The sequence below is a fragment of the Cognaticolwellia beringensis genome (assembly GCF_002076895.1).
Lineage (GTDB): Bacteria > Pseudomonadota > Gammaproteobacteria > Enterobacterales > Alteromonadaceae > Cognaticolwellia > Cognaticolwellia beringensis.
The window spans coordinates 200,389-220,644 of record NZ_CP020465.1 but is presented as its reverse complement, the minus strand read 5'-3'; the positions used below and the strand labels follow the sequence as shown (position 1 = coordinate 220,644).

The following is a 20,256-nucleotide window of genomic DNA, read 5'->3' as shown; positions in this document are numbered from 1 at the left end:
TAGTCAACTTATTTAGCTCGCCAAACACTGAGCTGACAGTGAGATAAATTAAAATTACGCGCTGAATCGGTAACAACTCGCGTTAACTCCTTTATCGAAACCGCTTCAAAGTCAGCATTAAGCTGGTGGGTCAACCCATCAATACCTGATAAATTTTCGCCATTAACTTTCATACCACTGAGCCATTTAGATTTTTCTGTTGTCTGCAACTTATAGTTGTAATCAGAAAGAATGATCAGTATGCCTGACGGGTTCAGCCGACTAACGGCATTAGCCAATAAGCGCCTAGGATCATAGCTTTGTTCCAAAGCATGCTGAATCAAAATAACGTCATAGTGATCAAAATTATCTTTAAGATTACAGCCATCAGCTTGACTAAATAATATCCGCTTAGCATTTACCTTATTAACCTTGTCAGCCAAAGTTATTTCATTATATTGACAAATATCGCCTTCAATAGTGTTGGTATAACGAACACTTGCCCCAGTTTGCAATTGCACGCCATATTGAATAGTGCGCGCTGAGAAATCTACAGCATCTATATGTTGAAAATGCTGGCTAAGTTCAAATGCTACGCGTCCAACGCTACAACCTAAGTTAAGTAAACGCTCTGTGGTGCCATTTTCAGCCGCTATTACACTTGCCACTTGTTGTGCTATTTGCTGGCCGTAATTTTGGTACCCCAAGGTATTCGCGCCAAAATAGCACTCAAGTTGCTGACAAATGTCTTTACTTGTTTCATATTTATTAACCATTACTGGTGAATTATTGGGTAGTTTACTCACGACATAACGAAAACCTGCATGTTGATAAAAATGTCGGCGAAAGGCATAACGCGAAGAGGCTAAAGTTTCATTACCTGTAGAGATCCAAGATCCACCTTTGATTAGATTATGTTTACCGTCAAAAGTTGGTGTCGAAAAGTCATCGTATAATGGGTGAACATTAAAACCAGCGAAACCATCAATTGCTGACTCAGTCCACTGCCAAGTATTACCAATAACGTCGAAGAAATCGCCATTTTGGTGCTGGTTAACTGGGCACGAAGAGGCATAGTAGGCTAAATTAATATTACCTGGCACCTCTTGCCACTGGTGTTGATCACCAGCAACATGCTCTCTAAGACAATACCATTGTGCTTCAGTGGGCAAACGCGTAAAACCTGTCGTGCTTTCTTGTCGCCACTGGCAGAACGCTTGCGCTTCTAAACAATTAACTTCTACTGGCCAGTCTAATGGCAATGGCATTTCGCTTGTTAAATTGCGCTGATAATATTGGCCAGCACGACAAGACCAAAACCTTGGCATTTTAGCTTGAGTAAACTCCAACCATGCAAGGCCTTCTTGGCACCAAAACTGCTTTGACTGATAACCGCCCGCCTCAACAAAACCCATGTACTCATGGTTAGAGACTAAAAATTTAGCCGCACTAAAGTCGTCAACATCTACCGATTGGTGTCCATATTCATTGTCCCAACCAAAAGTATTGTCTTGTGCTTTTTTGCCCAATGATAAGGTTTGAGACTTAACCTGAATTAATTCGTTTTCTGGTGCCGCCGATGAATGTAAGCAAGGCTGCCATTGTTCAGTATTTGTTAGCCATTTTAATGGCAACATACGCATAATAACCGATGATGTCTCAAGGTGAATGCGCTCGTGCTCACAGCCCATCAAAATGATCCACGCTAGCGAGTCTTGCTTGATAGGCAAACTCAACTCCATGGTGCCAATCAAATTTAATACTAGGTTATATACTTGTTCACGATAAGATCTAACTTCATCAACGCTTGGCCAGTCATAATGCTCACTATTGAGGTCATCCCAACTCATTTCATCCACACCAACGGCACAAATAGCCTCTAATCGGCTGTTAATGCGTTGATTGATGTATTTTCCTAGCATCAATTTATTGACATAGAAAGTCGCAGTATGACCAAAATAAAAAACCAACGGATGCCTTAGCGACTCTGGTCTTAAAAAGTAAGCGTCGTCATTATTAATAAGAGAGAACAATGACTCATAGGTCGACCAAGTATTTTTAAAGTACGCGGTTAACTCTTCTCGCTTTTCTGCTGTCGAATTGCCATCAAGTGTTGGCGTATTTAATTGATTTATCATGCGTTATTCACTAAATATTATTATAGTTTGGCGAAGTAAGTAAAAGCTAAAGCTTTAAAATATAATACCTGGCCGTTGAAATTGTTTTAAATAATTATCTTTTAATAATTGCCCAGTGCTTGTCTGAGTATTATTTTCGCTTTGATCGTTTGTCGCACTGAGCGCTTTATCAATACTTCGGCTGAACCAGTCATTATTGGCAAATAATGTAATCGCACCTGCATTATGCTGTTGGTCATGTAACGAGCTGGGTAATTGCCCATACTCTTCGCTCTTCACGTGTTCGTTATGCTCTCCATCATCAATAGCGTCAATCACGTTCAACAAGGCGAAAATCACGTTCAAATAAGGGTTATAATGCTCGCTTGACGCACCTAACCTATGCTCAATACGGCTTGTTTTATGCCAATTATTTTCGCTGATAATGACATTATTTTTATCATCATATATTAATGGTTCAACACCCATTTTTTGATTGTGTTTACCAATATCTCGATATAACGCAATACTGCCTTGATGACCGCCGGAAATATCTACTGGCGAACACAACTCTTCTGCTAAGCCATATTTCGACTTTAACGCTAAACGCTCAAAAGCTTCTTCTTCGGGTAAATAAATTAAGCAGCAAGCTAAACTTGTGCGTAAAAAATTCTGCTGCAAACATTCAGCAAAACTACTCGAAACAAGTAAATTATTGCCGATTAAATCCTGTACACTAACATTAATTTGTACCGCGTTCGGTATGTGCACAGCACGATGTTCGCCACTAAAAATATTTTCGCAGCCAGCAGCTAACTTGCCATAATCACCAGCCCAAACCACAGGCTTTATCAGGGTTTTTGTCACCCCTTGTTCAGCAAAAAGTTTTGGCAGTAAATAAATAGCACGATGCAAGTTTTGCGCTTCTTTTAATGGACTTTGGCCATTAAAAATTGAAACATACTCCCACTGGTTACTCCAATATTCAGCAACCAACTCGCCGTCAATTCCCAGCGCTAATAATTGTGTATTCACTTGCTTATAATCTATTTTCTTACCAATAGGTTTTTGATAACACCCTTCTAGTTCAAAGTGTATTAATGCACGAAACCCACGTTTATTAATATAATCCTGCAAACTAAAAATTATGGCTTCTGAGAGCCTATTTAAACTATTCATAATGGACAAATGCTTGAACTTTGATATTACCTTTAACCTTGAACAATAATTAACCTTATAGCCAATTTACAAACAATTTGTACTGGATTTAAATTATTAATTACTAGTTATACGTAATAATGATGGTTTCGGATTAAAAAACATTCACTTGATTTTTACCTAAGTGTTTTGCTTGATAAAGTGCTTGATCAGCGTTGATATATAATTGATTTACATCTTGGCACTGCTCGGAAAGTGCTGCAATACCAATACTCACAGTTACCGTATCTTGGCGGCCTTTAACCATTTTTGATAGGTTAATTTTAGCTAAGAATCGTTGCGCAATTTTTGTTGCTTCAATAATATTTGTTCTAGGTAATATACACAAAAACTCTTCACCTCCAATGCGTCCGAATATATCGTCTTGGCGAAAAACATCTCGTCCTACTTCCGCAATATTTTTGATAACTTCATCACCTATGGGGTGACCGTAATTATCATTTATTTTTTTAAAGTCATCAATATTGATTAAAATAACCGACAATTTCATCTTTTCAGGAGTGCTACCTAAAACAGCTGTATGTAGATAATCAAAAATGTATCGACGATTAAATAACCCCGATAAAGAGTCTTTTATTGATAATAAATGCATTTTTTTATTTGTTCGGTACTGTAGCGCAATCACAACCAATACAATCAGTATTACGCAGATAATAAAAATATTGAAATAAAACTGTAATACACTGCTGTTTTGACGACTCTCCTGTTCTAGCATTTCAACTTGTGAACGCTTCTCGGCCAAATTTTGCTCGATTCTCTGGCGCTCGCTCTCCAAACCTGCCCTTACTTTTAGCAACCTTTCAGATGAGTTTTTTAACAGTAACGCTGTATATTCTTCGTAATATTGCTGAAGCATGCCGAAGCCAATGTTATATTGACCACGCGCATAAGCTAATTCACTTGATATTTTTATCACTTCAAGCTGCCAGCTAGTTCCAATTAACTCAGGTATGTTGGCGAAAATACTCGCCGATTTGAAAAGCGCATCTTCAGCTTCTTCAAGTCTGTCGAGGTCAATTAAGCAACTCGCTTTGCGTTTATATAGTTCAGCGTTGTAATCAATAACACCTTTTATTGCCAAGGCTTTATCGATAATAGCAATAGCATCAATACAATCACCTTTTTCAGCTAACGTCATACCAATACCGTAGGCAGCAAAAAAGCTAATGTTTGAGTTAGGTGTATAATCAATTTGTTGCTGATATTTTTCGAAGTACTCAATGGCTAAATCATATTTTTTCCAGTATCTATACGTAGATGCCAAGCCATAAATAGCTTCTGCTATATGAGCAGGATATTTTAAGTTTTGATAGGCTTCAAATGCTCTCTGATAATACTCAATTGATTTTTTGTACTCACTTAAGTAACCATAAATTGCACCATAGGTTTCATTTATTGAGGCAAGTAAAAACTGATCTTTTAAGGCAAAAGCTTCAACGTAAGCTTCTTGAATATCTTCTAGCGAGGCGTCAAATATCTCAGTAAGGGTTTTTGTATAAGCAAGCTCTTGTTTTGTGAATATATATAAGCTACTTAATTTGGCTTCTTTTGCCTGCAGTAACCCTTTGGCAAGTTCAGATTGAGACAAACTATAATTACCCTGTCTCCTATAAATCAGTCCTTGAAATAGACTTAAATGCGCTTGAATAGCTAAAGGCGTTTTATCGGTTACGAAGGTATTAGCTTGTTTAACTGTACGATTAAAATCATCATAAAAGTAAATGAGATTTTCTGCTTGAGCTTTACGTAACGACCACCAAAGATAAGTTAATTCATCATATGATTGGGCAGCAGATTGTAAGGCGATGAGTTTTTGATAAGACTGCCAAGGCGCTCGATATATCTCATGTTCCATATCAATAAAGTTAACACGCTCATCCTCTACTGCAGCTAAAGGAAAACTAAACAATAGTATGATTAAAGTTGCACAATAAACTTGCAAAGCTTTCTTCATAGAATATCCGAGTAAGTACCTATTTGGCCTTTATCTTAAACTAACACAAAAACAGTAAATAAACGATTGAAAATCATACAGCAACAAGGTATTCAACACACTATAATATTATAAACCCTTGATAGGATAGATAATTCATAAATTAAATTCATCAGAGCTATAATAGTAAATGACATAAATCATCGACATTGTAAAGTGAAGATCCAATACTTATATGCCTTCAAGAGCACTCTTAGCCATCAAGGTAATAGCTCCTGCCTTATACCAAGTTGATTAATGGTATTACTTCCATTTAAGAGCATTATTCCAATTTATTCGTAATCTTTTGCGTCGGTGTAAGTCTTATATTCAGTCTAGAACAAAAAACTTGTACTCTCGAATATTGATCCTCACTTCGCATTAATTAATGACTTAACCCAATGAGTATAAGTGGCATCAACTGTTTTGATACAGTTGATTGAAGCTTTTCACATTAAAGCCTTTAAGTACTTGATCACCCACTTTCAATACTGGTACACCACGTAGGTTTAACTTAGAAAACTCTTTTTGCCCTGCGGGTGTTTTGACATTACATAAACGAAAAGGAATATTTTTATCTTCGAGGTAGCTTTTTGCCGTCTGGCAATGTGGACAATTACTCATTGTGTAGAGGATGATACGTTTCATAGGGGTAATTATAAGTGCTGAATTTGCTTAAATTATCGCATAGTTTTACAAGCATTAAGTAAGGTTTTATCTTCTAATAACAACTAAAGAGCATGCCATTTCTTTTCTACTAAGACTGTATTTCGATGTAATACTCGCCCTTCAAAAATATCACCGGCGATAATCTCGCCAACACCAGCAGGCGTGCCTGTCATGACGATATCACCGTCTTCTAAATTGATAAAAGAACGAATTTCATCTAATACTGCTTGCGGTGAATACAACATCATCGCTATCGAACCTGTTTGACGACATTCCCCATTAATAAAAAGCTCTAACTTAAGATGCTCATCAATAGTGTCTAAATTAACAAAATCACTAAAAAGTGCAGAGCCTGTGAACGCTTTAGCACGTTCCCAAGGTAAGCCTTTGGCTTTAAGTTGCGTCTGCAATGCTCTTTTGGTTAAATCTAGACCTATAGCAACGGCACAAAAATGACCTTGTTGATACAAAAAACAAAGCTCTGCTTCATAATGCAAGGTTTCTTGATGGTAAGACTGTAGCTGTTCTGAGATAGCCGCATTGGGTTTAATAAATAACACCATATTATCAGGAACTTCATTCCCTAGTTCGCTGATATGTGCGGCATAATTGCGTCCGACACAAATAATTTTAGAAGGTATAATGTCGCCATTGTTGACTTTAACCGAGTTCATTTGACAGCCCTTTCAAATAAGTTAAAGTACCATTCTAAAGCTTAATATGATTTTTATTTTCACTAAAACTAAACTTTAACTAACTTTAACTCAGGTTTATGGCTATGTAATGGCTGAACCTTAATAATATTCGACACTCTTTGTTTTTGCTTAAAACGGTCAAAGTTAATGGTATCTAGTCCGAGTTGTTGACTCACTTTTATAAATGTTTGGTAATCTTCACGTGTAAAGTCATCATCTTCCCTAGTAAGTAAACCATCGATATAAACACTGTTACCGCTTACGGCTAGGTTAGCAACAGCAGAGTAGGGTTTACCAAAATCATCTACACGTATTGCGCGTACTGATTTGACTTCAAAAATCCACTTATCGATTTGAACATAACGAGACAAACTATCTTGAGGTGACTGATCTTTCATATAGGGGGCCTTAATCATTAGTAAAAAGTAAACTGCATGGTTGGGAATAAACACAGGCAGTTTAAAAAATGAGCTGTTAACTCACAGAAAACAAACTATAGCAAAGATTTCTTGATACTTGCTATATATTGGTTAAATTCTTCTTCATTAATTTCTTTATCGCTATTAATATCGATCTGGTCAAAAGCTTCTGTTAGTTTGTCATTTTCAGTTAATTCGGCAGCGCTGAGGGTATTACTTTGGTCGGTGTCATAATCTATGACTAATTGAGAAAAAGATGATGTAGGCACAACCGCGTTAGGGTCTATTTTGTTAGCATCATTGTGAGCAAAAACAAGGTTTGATGCCAATGAGGCTAAAACAACAGTAATAGACAATTTTTTTAAGCTAATATTATTCATACCTGAATCCTTTTGATTAATTAGTAGCACACCCATGAATATTCTGATCATAGGTACTGCCACTTACCAAGAGTTTAATGCACACTTCATGCCAAAACGTAATCGTTTGATTTTTAAGGATTAAAATTAAAGTGGTATTAACTGAGTGTCACCAAATAGCAACAACTTGTCTGACTAATAATTTATAGAATCAAAACAACAAAGCAAACAGCAAGATATAACAATAAAAAACAACAACTTAAATAAAATAATTAGTTTAATGTTTTTGTCTCCATTTTGAGACACTATTGTTTTTTTTGCATTTTTAGCTAACACTACAATGTTATTTATCAAGAGAAAGGCTATAGCGAGCATTGTGAGTAATTTAATAACATTAGCCAATAAAGCAGAGAATAAAAGCTTGCTGGTGACAAGTTTATCAATCAAGTCATTAACTTTATTAGGCTTTGGCTTAGTCGCTTTGCCACTGGTTATTGCTTTAGTTTTCGGTGCCTCGCAAGTCAATACGCTTGCTAAAAAAAGTACCGATGCTATTACTGATATTGCGAAAGTATTAGATTATCAACAATTACTTAAAAGCAATCAAATTAAAATGGAACGCAGTGCTGCACAATACTTAGTCCTTCGGGATCCGGCTTTAGCAGCAAGTTATAATGAGCAAAGTCGCCAAATACTAAACTTATCCCGACAATTAATTGCTGCAAGCCAAGACCTAAAATTACAACACCTGGTAACTGAATACGCCAAAACCATCACGGTTCTAATTGAAACCACCATGCCAGAAGCTGAACTAAAAACACCAACAGACAGAACAATCATCAAGCCGATACAAGTTAAGTTCAATGCTTTAAGCACGATTTATGAACAAATATCACAGCGTAGTAATGAACTGAATACCTTGAATATAACTAAAATTGAGCAGGCAGCACAGGCCGTTCGCGACATAATGATACAAAGCTTAATTATTATTCCTGTCAGCGTACTCATCGCTGCTTTATTCATTTTCTTAATCATTAGTCCGCTAAAAATATTGACGAAAAGTATTTTACGTCTTCAGCAAGGGCATTTTGATCATGAAATTAAAGTTACAGGATCTCCAGAAATTCAAGAAATAGCACTTGCATTAGAAAATATGCGTACGCGTTTGCAAGCATTAGAACTACAAAAATCTAGCTTTATTCGCCATATATCACATGAATTAAAAACACCGCTAGCGGCAATTAGAGAAGGTACAGAACTGTTGTACGATAATAGTGTTGGTGTGCTAAATGCCGAACAACAAGAAATTTCTCACATTATTAAAGACAGTGTCTTTCGCTTACAAAAACATATTGAAGACTTACTCGACTTTAATATTGTACTAGACTCAACAAGCTTGCAAGATTCAGAGTCTATGCAAATTAATGACGTGGTATATCAAGTAATAGCAGATAGAAAATTAGACATCAAACGAAAGAAAATTCATTTTAATAATGATTTAAGCGATATTTCACTTTTTAGTAACCGTAAACAAGTCGCGGTTATTATCGATAATATATTATCTAATGCAATAAAGTACTCACCCGATGAGGGCATTATCGATATATCCTCGATACTTGTAGGCGAAAATCTACAACTGTTTATTAGTGATCAAGGCATAGGGATTGATCAGGCAAATCAAGAAAAAATATTTGATGCCTTTTATCAAGGCCCGCCACCTGAACAAAGTTTGATCAAAGGCAGTGGTTTAGGCCTTACAATTGTAAAAGAGCTCTTACTGCGCCTCAATGGCAACATTGAAATTTTGAATGAACACGCTCAACAAGGCACTAAAATACAAATCACCTTGCCACGTGCTTTTCACCAAGAGGAACAAGTCTAATGGCTAACTTACAGCCGCTTTCAATTAAGAATATTCTAATCTTTATGGTTTTATTACTGTCATCTGGTTGTGAACTCACTACAAAGCACGATAAAGCCGGCACAAGTTATGGCGAATATTACCTTGCATTACAGGGGTTTAACGAAAAACAACTGACAGAGGAAGTGAGTAAGCAGCAAGTAAATGCTGAGGGACAAACGAATTCAAATACGGGAGTTGACTATGACGCGAAAATTAAATTACTACTACTTTATAGTCTACCTAAGTCCCCTATATATAATAGCTTCCAGGCTAAGGCTTTGTTAAATGATTTAAATAGTGAAGATAACAACTCCGCATTTTCTGATATCACTCCAAATGAAGAAGCTTTTTTTTCCTTATTGCGCGATCAATTAAATCAGCGTTTACTGATGAGAAATCGATTACTCGCCCTACAAGAAGAGCAACGGAATGATCAGCAAGAGAGTGCAAAACAGCAGCAACACATTGCAAAGCAGCAGCAACAACAATTAATCGAACAAGTTAAATTATTAGAACAAACGATCAAACAACTTAAAAGTATTGAACAAGCTATTGATAAACGTGATCAATAGTCGTAAATCGAAGCGAAAACACCATGAAGTTAGTTAATTTAAGCCATATATTTTAGCCATAGAAAAGTATCGAGAATTACGCATGAACAATCTTAATCCGGCTGCCGTAGAAACAGACAGTAAAATTCTAATCGTTGATGACGATCCTAGCTTATTACGATTACTCGGTATTCGCTTATCGGCAGCAGGCTATCAAATTGAGTCAGCAAAAAATGCCAAAACTGCCTTAGGCCGACTAGAAAGCTTTCATCCCCAATTGGTGATTAGCGATCTAAAAATGGAAGGCATGGACGGTATGGCATTATTTGAACAAATAAGAGCTAAACACCCTCATATACCCGTGATAATTATGACCGCCCATGGCACTATTCCCGATGCGATTAATGCCACTAAACAAGGAGTTTTTAGTTTTCTAACTAAGCCATTTGAAAGTAAAGAGTTGCTAGAAATCGTTCAACAGGCTATTCGACTGCAGCCCGCGGAGTTAAACCATAGTCAAGCTGATAATCAATGGCGAAATAAAATCATTAGTCGTAGCACTGTAATGGAGTCGCTTTTGCAACAAAGTAAACAAGTGGCAAAAAGCGACTTCAGTATACTTATCCAAAGCCAAAGTGGTACAGGCAAAGAGCTATTAGCAAAAGCTATTCATCTTGCAAGCCCCCGCCACAAACAAACATTTACCGCGATCAATTGTGCAGCCATTCCTGAACAATTATTAGAGTCTGAGTTATTTGGTCACACCAAAGGCGCTTTTACAGGTGCTGAGAAGAATCATATCGGCTTATTCCAAGCAACGGATGGGGGGACATTATTTTTGGATGAAATTGGTGATATGCCAATGAGCTTTCAGGTAAAACTTCTACGTACATTGCAAGAACGAGAAGTCCGTCCCGTTGGTAGTACACAATCAATAAAAGTCGATGTTAGGCTCATTTCTGCAACACATAAAAACTTACAACAAGCCATATTAGATAAAACTTTTCGTGAAGATTTATATTATCGGCTTAATGTTGTTGAATTAGAATTACCACCATTGTCTGAACGCAGAGAAGATATCCCATTACTTGCGCAGTATTTTTTAAGCAAATCAACAGAGCAATCCCACATTAATATTTCCGGTTTTTCGCAAGAGGCTATGGAAATTTTGATCAGTGCGGCTTGGCCAGGCAATATCAGACAGCTGCAAAATGTTGTTGAACAAACCGTTGCTTTATCTACTGAACCATTAATTAGTGAAATGTTGGTAAAAAATGCATTACGTGATAAAACCACTATTTTACCGTCATTTGTGCAAGCCAGAGATAAGTTTGAACGTGATTATCTCGCCAAGTTACTAAAAATAACCGCAGGGAACGTCTCACAAGCAGCAAAAATAGCGCAAAGAAATCGTACTGAATTTTACAAGTTACTCAACCGTCACCACTTGACGGCTGAGGCGTTCAGAGAAGAGTAAATAATCCACTAAAAATCAGCACAGGAAACGGCTAAGATAACTAAATAGGCGTTGATTAAAAAGACCTACAAACCAGTGAAAAAAGCGTAAATAAAGCGCTATCATGGGTCGTTGTAGGTCGGTATTTATGCTGTAAAATCACTCGCTAATAAATGACTAAATAAGCAGAATAGCCAAGTCCTTATCACTGTGTTGAACGCTGTCTTAAAATGCTTTTTTGGCCATATATCAATTGAAATAATAATCGACTGTTCTCAGTGACCTAATGAATAGCAAGTAATTCAACATCAAATATTAACAATGCACCAGCAGGTATTTTACCTGTTGTACTATTTCCATAACCAAGCTTTGCGGGTATAAATAAGCGCGTTTTTTCACCCACCACCATAAGTTGCAAGCCTTCTGTCCAGCCTTTTATCACCTGATTTAAACCAAAACTAATCGGTTCGTTTCTTTCAACCGAACTGTCGAAAACTGTGCCATCAAGCAAAGTGCCGTGATAATGCACTTTTACTTTTGCGCTAGCCGTTGGATGTACTGCCCCCTGACCTTCGGTTAGTACTTGATACTGCAAACCAGAAGCGGTTTCAATCACACCATCAACTTGTTTATTATTTTGTAAAAACTGCTCTGCTTGCAATGTGTTCACTTTCGCGGCTTCACGGTTGGTATTATTCCGCACGAAAAAGCTCACAATCAAGCCTAACACTATGATTATAAATATATACTTAGTCATTTCATTCCTTATTTTTTTGTTTTTTGTTAAGATTTATTCATTAAATAGCATGCTATTGATCAATATTATTAATTTCAGCCTGCGTTAACTTTCTACTTTGACCTTCGTCCAATCGACTATCGAGTTGCAAATTACCGATTGAGCATCGGTGCAAAGCTTTCACCGGATTACGAAACCTACCAAACATGCGCTTAATTTGGTGGTAACGTCCTTCAATAAGTTCAACTTTGGCCTGATAATCGGAAAGTATGGTTAGTTTTGCTGGTTTAGTGGTGAGGTCCTCAAACGCGAAATACATCCCCTTAGCAAAAGCTGCTATATATTCTTCGTTCAGTGGATTTTGCAAAGTCACTTTATAACGTTTAGCAACTTTTTTATCTGGTAAAGTTAAACGCTCTGACCAACGACTATCATTAGTTAATAGTACTAACCCTGAGGTATTAAGGTCAAGACGTCCCACAATATGCAGCTCATGTTTAAATGGGTAATCAAGTAAATCTATCACTGTTTTGTGCTTTGTATCGGACGTTGCGCTGACTACACCCGTTGGTTTATTCAGCATAATATAATAGGCCGAGTTTTCTTGGATCACTTTGCCATCTAGCGTTATAAGGCTAAAGGTATCAATAACTTCATCAATATTATGTGCGACAATGCCATCGATAAACACTCTATTTTGCGCCAAAATCAGTCGCACATTTTTACGACTGATTTGACAATATTGCGCCAAAAACCGATCTAGTCTGGCTTTATTTAACGCCATCGTTAAGCGATATCAAACAGCATAAAAATTACACCAGATCTTTAATAAGGTGTATATCACGTTGTGGGAACGGAATTTTAATATTGGCTTTATCTAACGCGAGATAAATCTCTTTATAAGCTTTGTATTTAGCGCTATATAAATTTTCTGTTGGCGTCCACAAACGTATGCCGATATTGATAGCACTATCAGCAAAAGCATCGATGCCAATCAACGGGCTACGGGCTACGCTGACAATATCCAACTTACCAATGACATCTTCAAGCATTGCCACTACCTCTAACGGATTTTCGCTATAATCAATGCCGACACTTAACTCTAATAGCGAATCATGCTTGGAGTTGTGTAGCACTTCACCAACGATATGTTTATTAGGAATGGTAATTTCAACGTGGTCTTCATCAGTTAAAATTGTGTATGCCAATAATACTTCTTTAACCAGGCCCGTAACGCCTTGTACGGTAATGGTATCGCCTACGACGAAAGGTCGAATAATGATAATATTAAAACCGGCAGCATAGTTAGATAAGAGTCCTTGTAATGCTAAACCGGCACCTAATGAAATCGCACCAATGGCAGCAATAAAAGGTGTAACACTAATACCTAATTTGCCTAAAGCGATAATCGCGATCATCACGACAATTAACATTTTACTGGCATTAGCCAAAAAACGACTTAGGGTAACATCAAGCTTATGACGCTCACATAAACGTAGAACTATCTTGGCAATTTTACCCGCAAAAATGAAACCAATAATGAGAATGATTAACGCGCCAACGAGTTGAAAACTATAATTAGTGAAAAATTCTACAATAATATTGTAAATACGGCCGACTTGGTCGATTTCATTTTTAAGCAAACTTGCAGGATCTAAGGTTTTTATTACTTGTTCTGTGGTACTTGCGGTGCTAGATTCGGCCATAAATTAATTCCATATGATGTACATTGTTCAGTTTGACTATATTACGTCAATTTACCGGTTAATTTACAATATTATTAACAATTAATCGGTAAAATTCATCATTCTCCAAGCTTTGGTTATTTAATAACTTAAGTGTAAACAGAAACAAACATCCCATGATATTTCACATGAAAAGATGTCCGAAATTACACATATTCAAGATAAAATACTTTTGAGAGATAGCAAAGTACGAGTGAAAACTATAAATTTAAAGAATGAAAAAGCTCCTACTTCAGATACTAACCTTCATTGTTACACCAAATCTTTCACAATCATGAATGATTAAAAAACCTTAATTAACAACAACTAAAAATATAAATAAAATACTGGTTGATTACCATCGAAAATTAAAGCTAGAATCTAGCCACGTTTAAGCACACTAAAAAACTTAAACGCATTGACTTGTCGGAGTGCCAAAGGGCTGAGATCGCGAAAGCGGGATCCGTAGAACCTGATTAGATTAACATCTGCGAAGGGAACAAGTAGTAGCTTTGAATATAAAGTTAAATTTTGTTTCAAAAGCTACTCCTCGTTACTACCCCCATAAAGCTCCGCCTAACTTTTATTTAATAAAAACAGGTGAGAGAACATGAGTTCAATTTCAAGACGCGAGCGTCGAAACCAAGCAACACAATTTTTAAAAAACGTTGCTGATCAATCTTTTCCAAATTCTAAAAAAGTTTACGTTGCGGGTGAAATTCACGATATCCGTGTTGGTATGCGTGAAATAACGTTGTCTGATACTTTGATTAATGGCAACAAAGACAACCCTAGCTATGAGAAAAACCAGCCATTATGTGTTTACGATACCTCAGGATTTTATACCGATGATGCCGTCAATATTGACGTTCATAAAGGTATTCCTCGCCTACGTGATAGCTGGATTGAATCACGTAACGATGTTGTATTTTTACCAGGAATTACCTCGACCTACAGTCAACAGCGTTTAGCCGATGAAGGTCTTGATCATATTCGTTTTGAACATTTACCAAAAGTGCGTAAAGCTAAAAAAGGTAAAAATGTTACGCAAATGCATTACGCACGCCAAGGCATTATTACGCCTGAAATGGAATATATTGCCATACGTGAGAATATGAAACGCCAAGAAGTTAAAGACGAGATATTGCTACAACAACATCAAGGTCAATCATTTGGAGCCAGCATTCCAGAAAAAATTACGCCTGAGTTTGTTCGCGATGAAGTTGCTAGAGGCCGCGCTATTATCCCGGTCAATATTAACCACCCTGAAGTTGAACCGATGATCATCGGCAGAAATTTTTTAATCAAAGTAAACGCCAATATTGGTAACTCAGCAGTAACTTCTTCCATTGAAGAAGAAGTAGAAAAGTTAGTTTGGTCAACTAAATGGGGGGCAGATACGGTAATGGATCTTTCTACCGGTCGTTACATCCACGAAACCCGCGAGTGGATTATTCGTAACTCCCCGGTTCCCATTGGCACCGTACCTATTTATCAAGCTTTAGAAAAAGTAAACGGTATTGCTGAAGACCTTACATGGGAAATATTTCGAGATACCTTAATTGAACAAGCAGAGCAAGGTGTTGACTACTTTACTATTCATGCAGGGGTATTGCTGCGTTATGTCCCAATGACCGCTAAACGCGTAACCGGCATTGTTTCTCGCGGTGGCTCAATCATGGCTAAATGGTGCTTAGCACACCACAAAGAAAACTTTCTTTACACCCATTTTGAAGATATTTGTGAAATTTTAAAAGCCTACGATGTTTCATTTTCGCTAGGCGATGGTTTACGTCCCGGTTCAATTGCCGATGCCAATGATGAAGCACAATTTTCAGAATTACGTACTTTGGGTGAGCTAACAAAAATAGCCTGGAAACATGACGTTCAAACCATCATCGAAGGTCCAGGTCACGTGCCATTGCATATGATTGAAAAAAATATGACTGAACAACTTAAGCATTGTGGCGAAGCCCCTTTTTATACCTTAGGACCACTGACCACAGATATTGCGCCAGGTTATGATCACATTACTTCAGGTATTGGTGCCGCTAATATTGGTTGGTATGGTTGCGCTATGCTTTGTTACGTTACCCCAAAAGAACACTTAGGCTTACCTAACAAAGAAGATGTTAAAGAAGGCTTAATGACTTATAAAATCGCGGCTCATGCCGGTGATTTAGCCAAAGGTCATCCGGGCGCACAGATCCGTGATAATGCCATGTCAAAAGCCCGTTTTGAGTTTCGTTGGTACGATCAATTCAATATAGGCTTAGATCCTGAAAAAGCACGTGCATATCACGATGAAACATTGCCGCAAGAATCTGGCAAAGTCGCGCATTTTTGCTCTATGTGTGGTCCTAAATTTTGTTCGATGAAAATTTCACAAGAAGTTCGAGATTATGCTGCTGGCTTAGACACTGCGGCCAACAACGAACAGCACATTGAAATCAAACTATTGGATGAAACCATCAGTATTTCAGTACAAGGAATGGCAGAGAAGTCTGCCGAGTTTAAAGCCAGCGGCAGCGAGCTTTATCACCCTGTTGAAAAATCGTTAAGCAATTAACCTTTATGCCAACCATCGCTATTATTGGCGCCGGCCTAATGGGCCGTTTGGTAGCTTTGTCGTTAAATCGACAAGGCTACCAGGTAACGCTATTCGATAAAGACCAGAAAAGTGGCCAAAAAAGTGCGGCTTATGCTGCCGCGGGTTTATTAACACCGCTTGGGGAAGCTATGCACTGCCCAGCCAACATTGTTGCAATGGGCTTTGCTGGCTTAACTTTATGGCCAAAATTACTTAGCACGCTTTCTGGCTATAACTTCTTTCAACAATCAGGCTCGATAGTGGTTAGCCATGAACAAGATGTCGCTGACTATCACAGATTAACACGATTTTTAGCGAATAATTACCCAAGCCATACACAACAACAGCTTAATCGACAAGAACTATCAGCACTTGAGCCAGAGCTAGCTCGTAAGTTTTCGCAAGCGTTATACTTGCCCGAAGAGGGGCAAATTGGTAATCGAAAGTTACTACTCGCTTTACATCAACAGTTAGTGGATGAAGGTGTTAAATGGCACAGCGAATCTGAAGTTATTGCCATAGAGTCAGACAGTTTTAGTACCGGCTGTAATATTCGCTTTCAAACTTGTAACAAGCGTAAAAGTAGCCAATGCCAGCCGTTTGACCTTACCATTGACTGTCGGGGAGTTGGTGCAAAAAAATCGCCAAACACAAACAGTAAACAAAGCGTTCAACTGAACGATTTACGTGCCGTTCGTGGCGAAATATTTCAACTATTTACCACTGAAGTGAATATTTCACGACCGATTAGACTTATGCATCCACGCTATCAAATTTATATCGCGCCAAAAGGAAAAGGCCATTTTGTGGTCGGAGCAACAGAAATTGAAAGTGACGATACTGCCCCGATGACCGTGCGTTCAGCCATGGAGTTACTCAGTGCTGCTTATAGCGTTCACCCGGGTTTTGCTGAAGCTAATATCCGCCAGCATATCAGCCAACTTCGTCCGGCATTTAGTGATAATCAACCAAAAATCATTTCACATAATGCCTTAATTCAAGTTAATGGTTTATACCGCCATGGCTTCTTAATTGCCCCGGTTGTGCTTGCCCAAGTGTTAGAGCATGTCGACAACATAATGCTCGAACAAAAAAAATCTTTTGATAACTATCAATATGCACATTGGCTGCCAGTAAGTCACCCTATGTCAAATTTGGCTTATTAAAAACAAGGCATAAAATTGAAATTACCATATAGGTCATAAAATAGGCCAGAAAGGAGATAATAAATGAAAATATATATTAATGGCGAAGCCTTTGAACTCCCAGACACGTCAGAGCTGAGGTGTCTGGATATAGTTTTAGCAAAAGCATTACCGATAAATCAGCAACAACAAAGCTTTGCTTTGGCGCTCAACGGTGACTTTATTGGCCGAGAAGACTACCAAAATACCGCTGTTAGCGAGAACGATAGTATTGATGTGCTTTTCCCAATTGTAGGAGGTTAACCTATGTCGCTAAATATTTATGGTCAAACACTAAATAATCGATTATTAATTGGCTCTGCACTTTATCCTTCACCGGAGGTCATGCGGCAAGCCATTTTAGCCAGTGGCTCACAAGTGGTGACTTTATCGCTAAAGCGTCAAAACCCCTTGGCACAGTCAGGTGAGAAAATATGGCGTTACATCCAAGAAACTGTTGAAAAAAACCATGGTTTTCTCCTACCTAACACGGCCGGCTGTAAAAGCGCTAAAGAAGCCATTACCTTAGCTAAAATGAGCCGGGAATTATTTCAAACAGACTGGATAAAGCTTGAAGTTATTGGCGATGATTATAATCTACAACCTGATCCTATAGAATTACTGAACGCTACAGAACAACTGCTTGCTGATGGCTTTAAGGTATTACCATATTGCACAGACGACTTAGTGATTTGCCAGCGGTTATATGCCTTAGGCTGTCAAGTTATCATGCCTTGGGCATCACCCATTGGCACCGGTAAAGGCTTAATGAATCCCTATAATTTAGCCAGTATTCGCCAACGATTACCTGAAGCAACGCTAATACTCGATGCTGGTATTGGTAAACCTTCTGATGCCTGTATTGCCATGGAAATGGGCTTTGATGGCGTATTACTTAATAGTGCTATTGCCCTGGCCGATAATCCGGCTCTGATGGCAAAAGCTTTCGCCACCGCAGTTTCGGCGGGAGAGTCCGCTTATATCGCAGGCACTATGCCTGAACGCCAGACCGCTCACCCCAGCACGCCTACACTAGATACGCCTTTTTGGCATCAACCGGAACATAGCTAATGAGAATTGAAACTGCATTACTGGGCAATAAATTGCAAAAAAAACCAATAATTTGGACCATTTCGGGCGCAGATTGTTCAGGTGGTGCTGGTATTGCTGCCGATATTAAAACTGGCCATAACCTCAATGTAGAGGTATGCCATTTAATTACCGCTAATACCGTACAAAACTCATCAGAGCTTATTGCGGTTAATCCAACACAGGTGGAGATATTAGCCCTGCAGGTACAGGCATTACGTTTCGACAAGCCGCCAGCAGTAATCAAAATAGGCCTAATAGCTAATCGTGAGCAGATCAACTGGCTGATAGACATGCTATCGGAAATTAAGTCCCAATTACCTAACTTACTTGTGGTTTATGATCCGGTTGGCCGAGCAAGTGTTGGTGGTTGCTTGTCATCGTTACCTAATTCCGTACTTGCACCATTAATGCCATTGGTAGATGTTATAACACCCAACTTTATTGAAGCTAAGCAGTTATGCACTTTAACGACTACCAGTTCAGTAAATGACACAAGGTTCATGGCAGAAAAAATCCTCCGATTAGGCTGTAAAGCTGTAATTATAAAAGGCGGACATAATGCCACTGAAAAACCTAACGATAACAATACACATTGTACTGATGTATGTTTACAAAGCTTAAGCCCTACTTCAAGCCAGTTATTCACCTTGCAGTCGCCGAAAATAAACACAAGTTATAGCCATGGCAGCGGTTGCAGTTTTGCCAGTGCATTAGCCAGCTTTTTAGCTCATAATTATTTATTACGTGATGCTTTCACGCTAACTAAAGCGTTTATTAACCAAGGGTTATTATTAGCGACTGAAGTGAAAAACGATATATCAGATGATATGCGTGATGATAAAAATGAGGTTGATCGTAACCGTTATTACGGCGCATTTGAGCAAGGTTTTTGGCCATCAAAACCAAATAACTTTCCAATAATTATCAACCCACTCAATCAAAAGCTTCAGTCAACAAAATGCTTCGAACCCCTTGATTTATCTGAGGGAGAAAAGCTCGGTCTCTACCCAGTAATAGACTCATTAGCGTGGTTGGCGCTTTTATTACCGCTGAACTTAAATATTATTCAGCTGCGTATTAAAGGTAACAATATTATAGAAGTAGAGCCAATGATAGAACAAGCCGTAGCAATGGCCCGTGATTATAATTGTCGGTTATTTATTAATGATCATTGGCAACTGGCTATTAAATACGGTGCATACGGTGTTCACATCGGTCAAGAAGATCTTAATGGCGCTGATTTAAATGCTATTGCTAAAGCGGGTTTACGTTTGGGCATCAGTACTCATGGTTGTTACGAGTTTTTATTAGCAAAACAACTGCAACCTTCTTACCTTGCTGTTGGCGCGATTTTCCCAACAAAAACCAAAAACATGACCGGACAAATCCAAGGTCTAGAAAACTTAACCCAGATATTAGCACTAGCCGATACTACCCCTGTAGTAGCTATTGGTGGAATCAACCAACAACGACTAGACAAGGTATGGAATACAGGAGTAAGTGCGGTAGCGGTAGTTACGGCAATAACTGAAGCTCAACAGCCTGTAACTGCAACTAAAACTATGCAAGCACGACTATGTTAAACGGTTATT

At 38.2% G+C, this 20,256-nt stretch carries 18 protein-coding genes and 1 riboswitch; of the genes, 8 read left to right on the top strand and 10 right to left on the bottom strand.

Going from position 1 to position 20,256, the window contains the following annotated elements:
• Positions 1 to 8 precede the first annotated feature (8 nt).
• The 7 genes from ovoA to B5D82_RS00865 all read right to left on the bottom strand — a co-directional run bounded on the left by ovoA (position 9) and on the right by B5D82_RS00865 (position 7,449).
• Positions 9 to 2,117, bottom strand: a complete 2,109-nt coding sequence (gene ovoA, locus B5D82_RS00895) for a 5-histidylcysteine sulfoxide synthase (RefSeq protein ID WP_081148477.1) — start codon at positions 2,115 to 2,117, stop codon at positions 9 to 11.
• Between the two features lie 54 nt (positions 2,118 to 2,171).
• On the bottom strand, positions 2,172 to 3,275 hold the full coding sequence (locus B5D82_RS00890; RefSeq protein WP_081148475.1) for a hypothetical protein: 1,104 nt from the start codon (positions 3,273 to 3,275) through the stop codon (positions 2,172 to 2,174).
• A 133-nt stretch (positions 3,276 to 3,408) separates the two neighbouring features.
• A complete protein-coding gene (locus B5D82_RS00885; protein WP_081148474.1) occupies positions 3,409 to 5,268 on the bottom strand; it encodes a tetratricopeptide repeat-containing diguanylate cyclase in 1,860 nt (619 codons plus the stop codon).
• Positions 5,269 to 5,703: 435 nt separating this feature from the next.
• A complete protein-coding gene (locus B5D82_RS00880) occupies positions 5,704 to 5,934 on the bottom strand; it encodes a glutaredoxin family protein (protein WP_081148472.1) in 231 nt (76 codons plus the stop codon).
• A gap of 83 nt (positions 5,935 to 6,017) precedes the next feature.
• A complete protein-coding gene (locus B5D82_RS00875) occupies positions 6,018 to 6,629 on the bottom strand; it encodes a fumarylacetoacetate hydrolase family protein (RefSeq protein ID WP_081148470.1) in 612 nt (203 codons plus the stop codon).
• Positions 6,630 to 6,697: 68 nt separating this feature from the next.
• On the bottom strand, positions 6,698 to 7,048 hold the full coding sequence (locus B5D82_RS00870) for a hypothetical protein (protein ID WP_081148469.1): 351 nt from the start codon (positions 7,046 to 7,048) through the stop codon (positions 6,698 to 6,700).
• Between the two features lie 95 nt (positions 7,049 to 7,143).
• Complete coding sequence (locus B5D82_RS00865) at positions 7,144 to 7,449, bottom strand: EF-hand domain-containing protein (RefSeq protein WP_157673819.1); 306 nt, start codon at positions 7,447 to 7,449, stop codon at positions 7,144 to 7,146.
• 355 nt (positions 7,450 to 7,804) lie between these two features.
• On the opposite strand from B5D82_RS00865, the gene B5D82_RS00860 reads away from it, so the two are divergent.
• The 3 genes from B5D82_RS00860 (at position 7,805) to B5D82_RS00850 (ending at position 11,359) form a co-directional block, all read left to right on the top strand.
• Positions 7,805 to 9,310, top strand: coding sequence for a HAMP domain-containing sensor histidine kinase (locus B5D82_RS00860; protein ID WP_245807533.1), 1,506 nt, complete (start codon positions 7,805 to 7,807; stop codon positions 9,308 to 9,310).
• Positions 9,310 to 9,903, top strand: a complete 594-nt coding sequence (locus B5D82_RS00855) for a hypothetical protein (protein ID WP_081148464.1) — start codon at positions 9,310 to 9,312, stop codon at positions 9,901 to 9,903. The genes B5D82_RS00860 and B5D82_RS00855 overlap by 1 nt, the downstream gene beginning before the upstream one ends.
• Before the next feature lie 82 nt (positions 9,904 to 9,985).
• A complete protein-coding gene (locus tag B5D82_RS00850; protein WP_081148462.1) occupies positions 9,986 to 11,359 on the top strand; it encodes a sigma 54-interacting transcriptional regulator in 1,374 nt (457 codons plus the stop codon).
• A gap of 262 nt (positions 11,360 to 11,621) precedes the next feature.
• Here B5D82_RS00850 and bamJ read toward each other — a convergent pair whose 3' ends face one another.
• Genes bamJ through B5D82_RS00835 form a run of 3 tightly spaced genes read right to left on the bottom strand, consistent with a single transcriptional unit; the run spans position 11,622 to position 13,780 of the window.
• Positions 11,622 to 12,095, bottom strand: coding sequence for a BamJ family beta-barrel-assembly machinery protein (gene bamJ, locus B5D82_RS00845; RefSeq protein ID WP_081148460.1), 474 nt, complete (start codon positions 12,093 to 12,095; stop codon positions 11,622 to 11,624).
• Positions 12,096 to 12,147: 52 nt separating this feature from the next.
• Positions 12,148 to 12,858 carry a pseudouridine synthase gene (locus B5D82_RS00840; RefSeq protein WP_081148459.1) on the bottom strand — a complete coding sequence of 237 codons (711 nt, stop codon included), beginning with the start codon at positions 12,856 to 12,858 and terminating at the stop codon, positions 12,148 to 12,150.
• A 28-nt stretch (positions 12,859 to 12,886) separates the two neighbouring features.
• Complete coding sequence (locus B5D82_RS00835; protein ID WP_081148457.1) at positions 12,887 to 13,780, bottom strand: mechanosensitive ion channel family protein; 894 nt, start codon at positions 13,778 to 13,780, stop codon at positions 12,887 to 12,889.
• Positions 13,781 to 14,215: 435 nt separating this feature from the next.
• A riboswitch (TPP riboswitch) is annotated at positions 14,216 to 14,314 on the top strand.
• 94 nt (positions 14,315 to 14,408) lie between these two features.
• Between B5D82_RS00835 and thiC the strand changes: the two genes are divergently transcribed.
• The 5 genes from thiC to thiE all read left to right on the top strand — a co-directional run bounded on the left by thiC (position 14,409) and on the right by thiE (position 20,247).
• Entirely contained in the window at positions 14,409 to 16,367 is a 1,959-nt protein-coding gene (gene thiC / locus B5D82_RS00830; RefSeq protein ID WP_081148455.1) for a phosphomethylpyrimidine synthase ThiC, read from the top strand.
• 5 nt (positions 16,368 to 16,372) lie between these two features.
• Positions 16,373 to 17,554 (top strand): FAD-dependent oxidoreductase, encoded by a 1,182-nt coding sequence (locus B5D82_RS00825; protein WP_081148453.1) that lies wholly within the window; start codon positions 16,373 to 16,375, stop codon positions 17,552 to 17,554.
• Positions 17,555 to 17,617: 63 nt separating this feature from the next.
• A complete protein-coding gene (gene thiS, locus B5D82_RS00820) occupies positions 17,618 to 17,836 on the top strand; it encodes a sulfur carrier protein ThiS (RefSeq protein WP_081148451.1) in 219 nt (72 codons plus the stop codon).
• 3 nt (positions 17,837 to 17,839) lie between these two features.
• Positions 17,840 to 18,643, top strand: coding sequence for a thiazole synthase (locus tag B5D82_RS00815; RefSeq protein WP_081148449.1), 804 nt, complete (start codon positions 17,840 to 17,842; stop codon positions 18,641 to 18,643).
• Positions 18,643 to 20,247, top strand: coding sequence for a thiamine phosphate synthase (gene thiE, locus B5D82_RS00810; RefSeq protein ID WP_081148447.1), 1,605 nt, complete (start codon positions 18,643 to 18,645; stop codon positions 20,245 to 20,247). The genes B5D82_RS00815 and thiE overlap by 1 nt, the downstream gene beginning before the upstream one ends.
• Positions 20,248 to 20,256 lie beyond the last annotated feature (9 nt).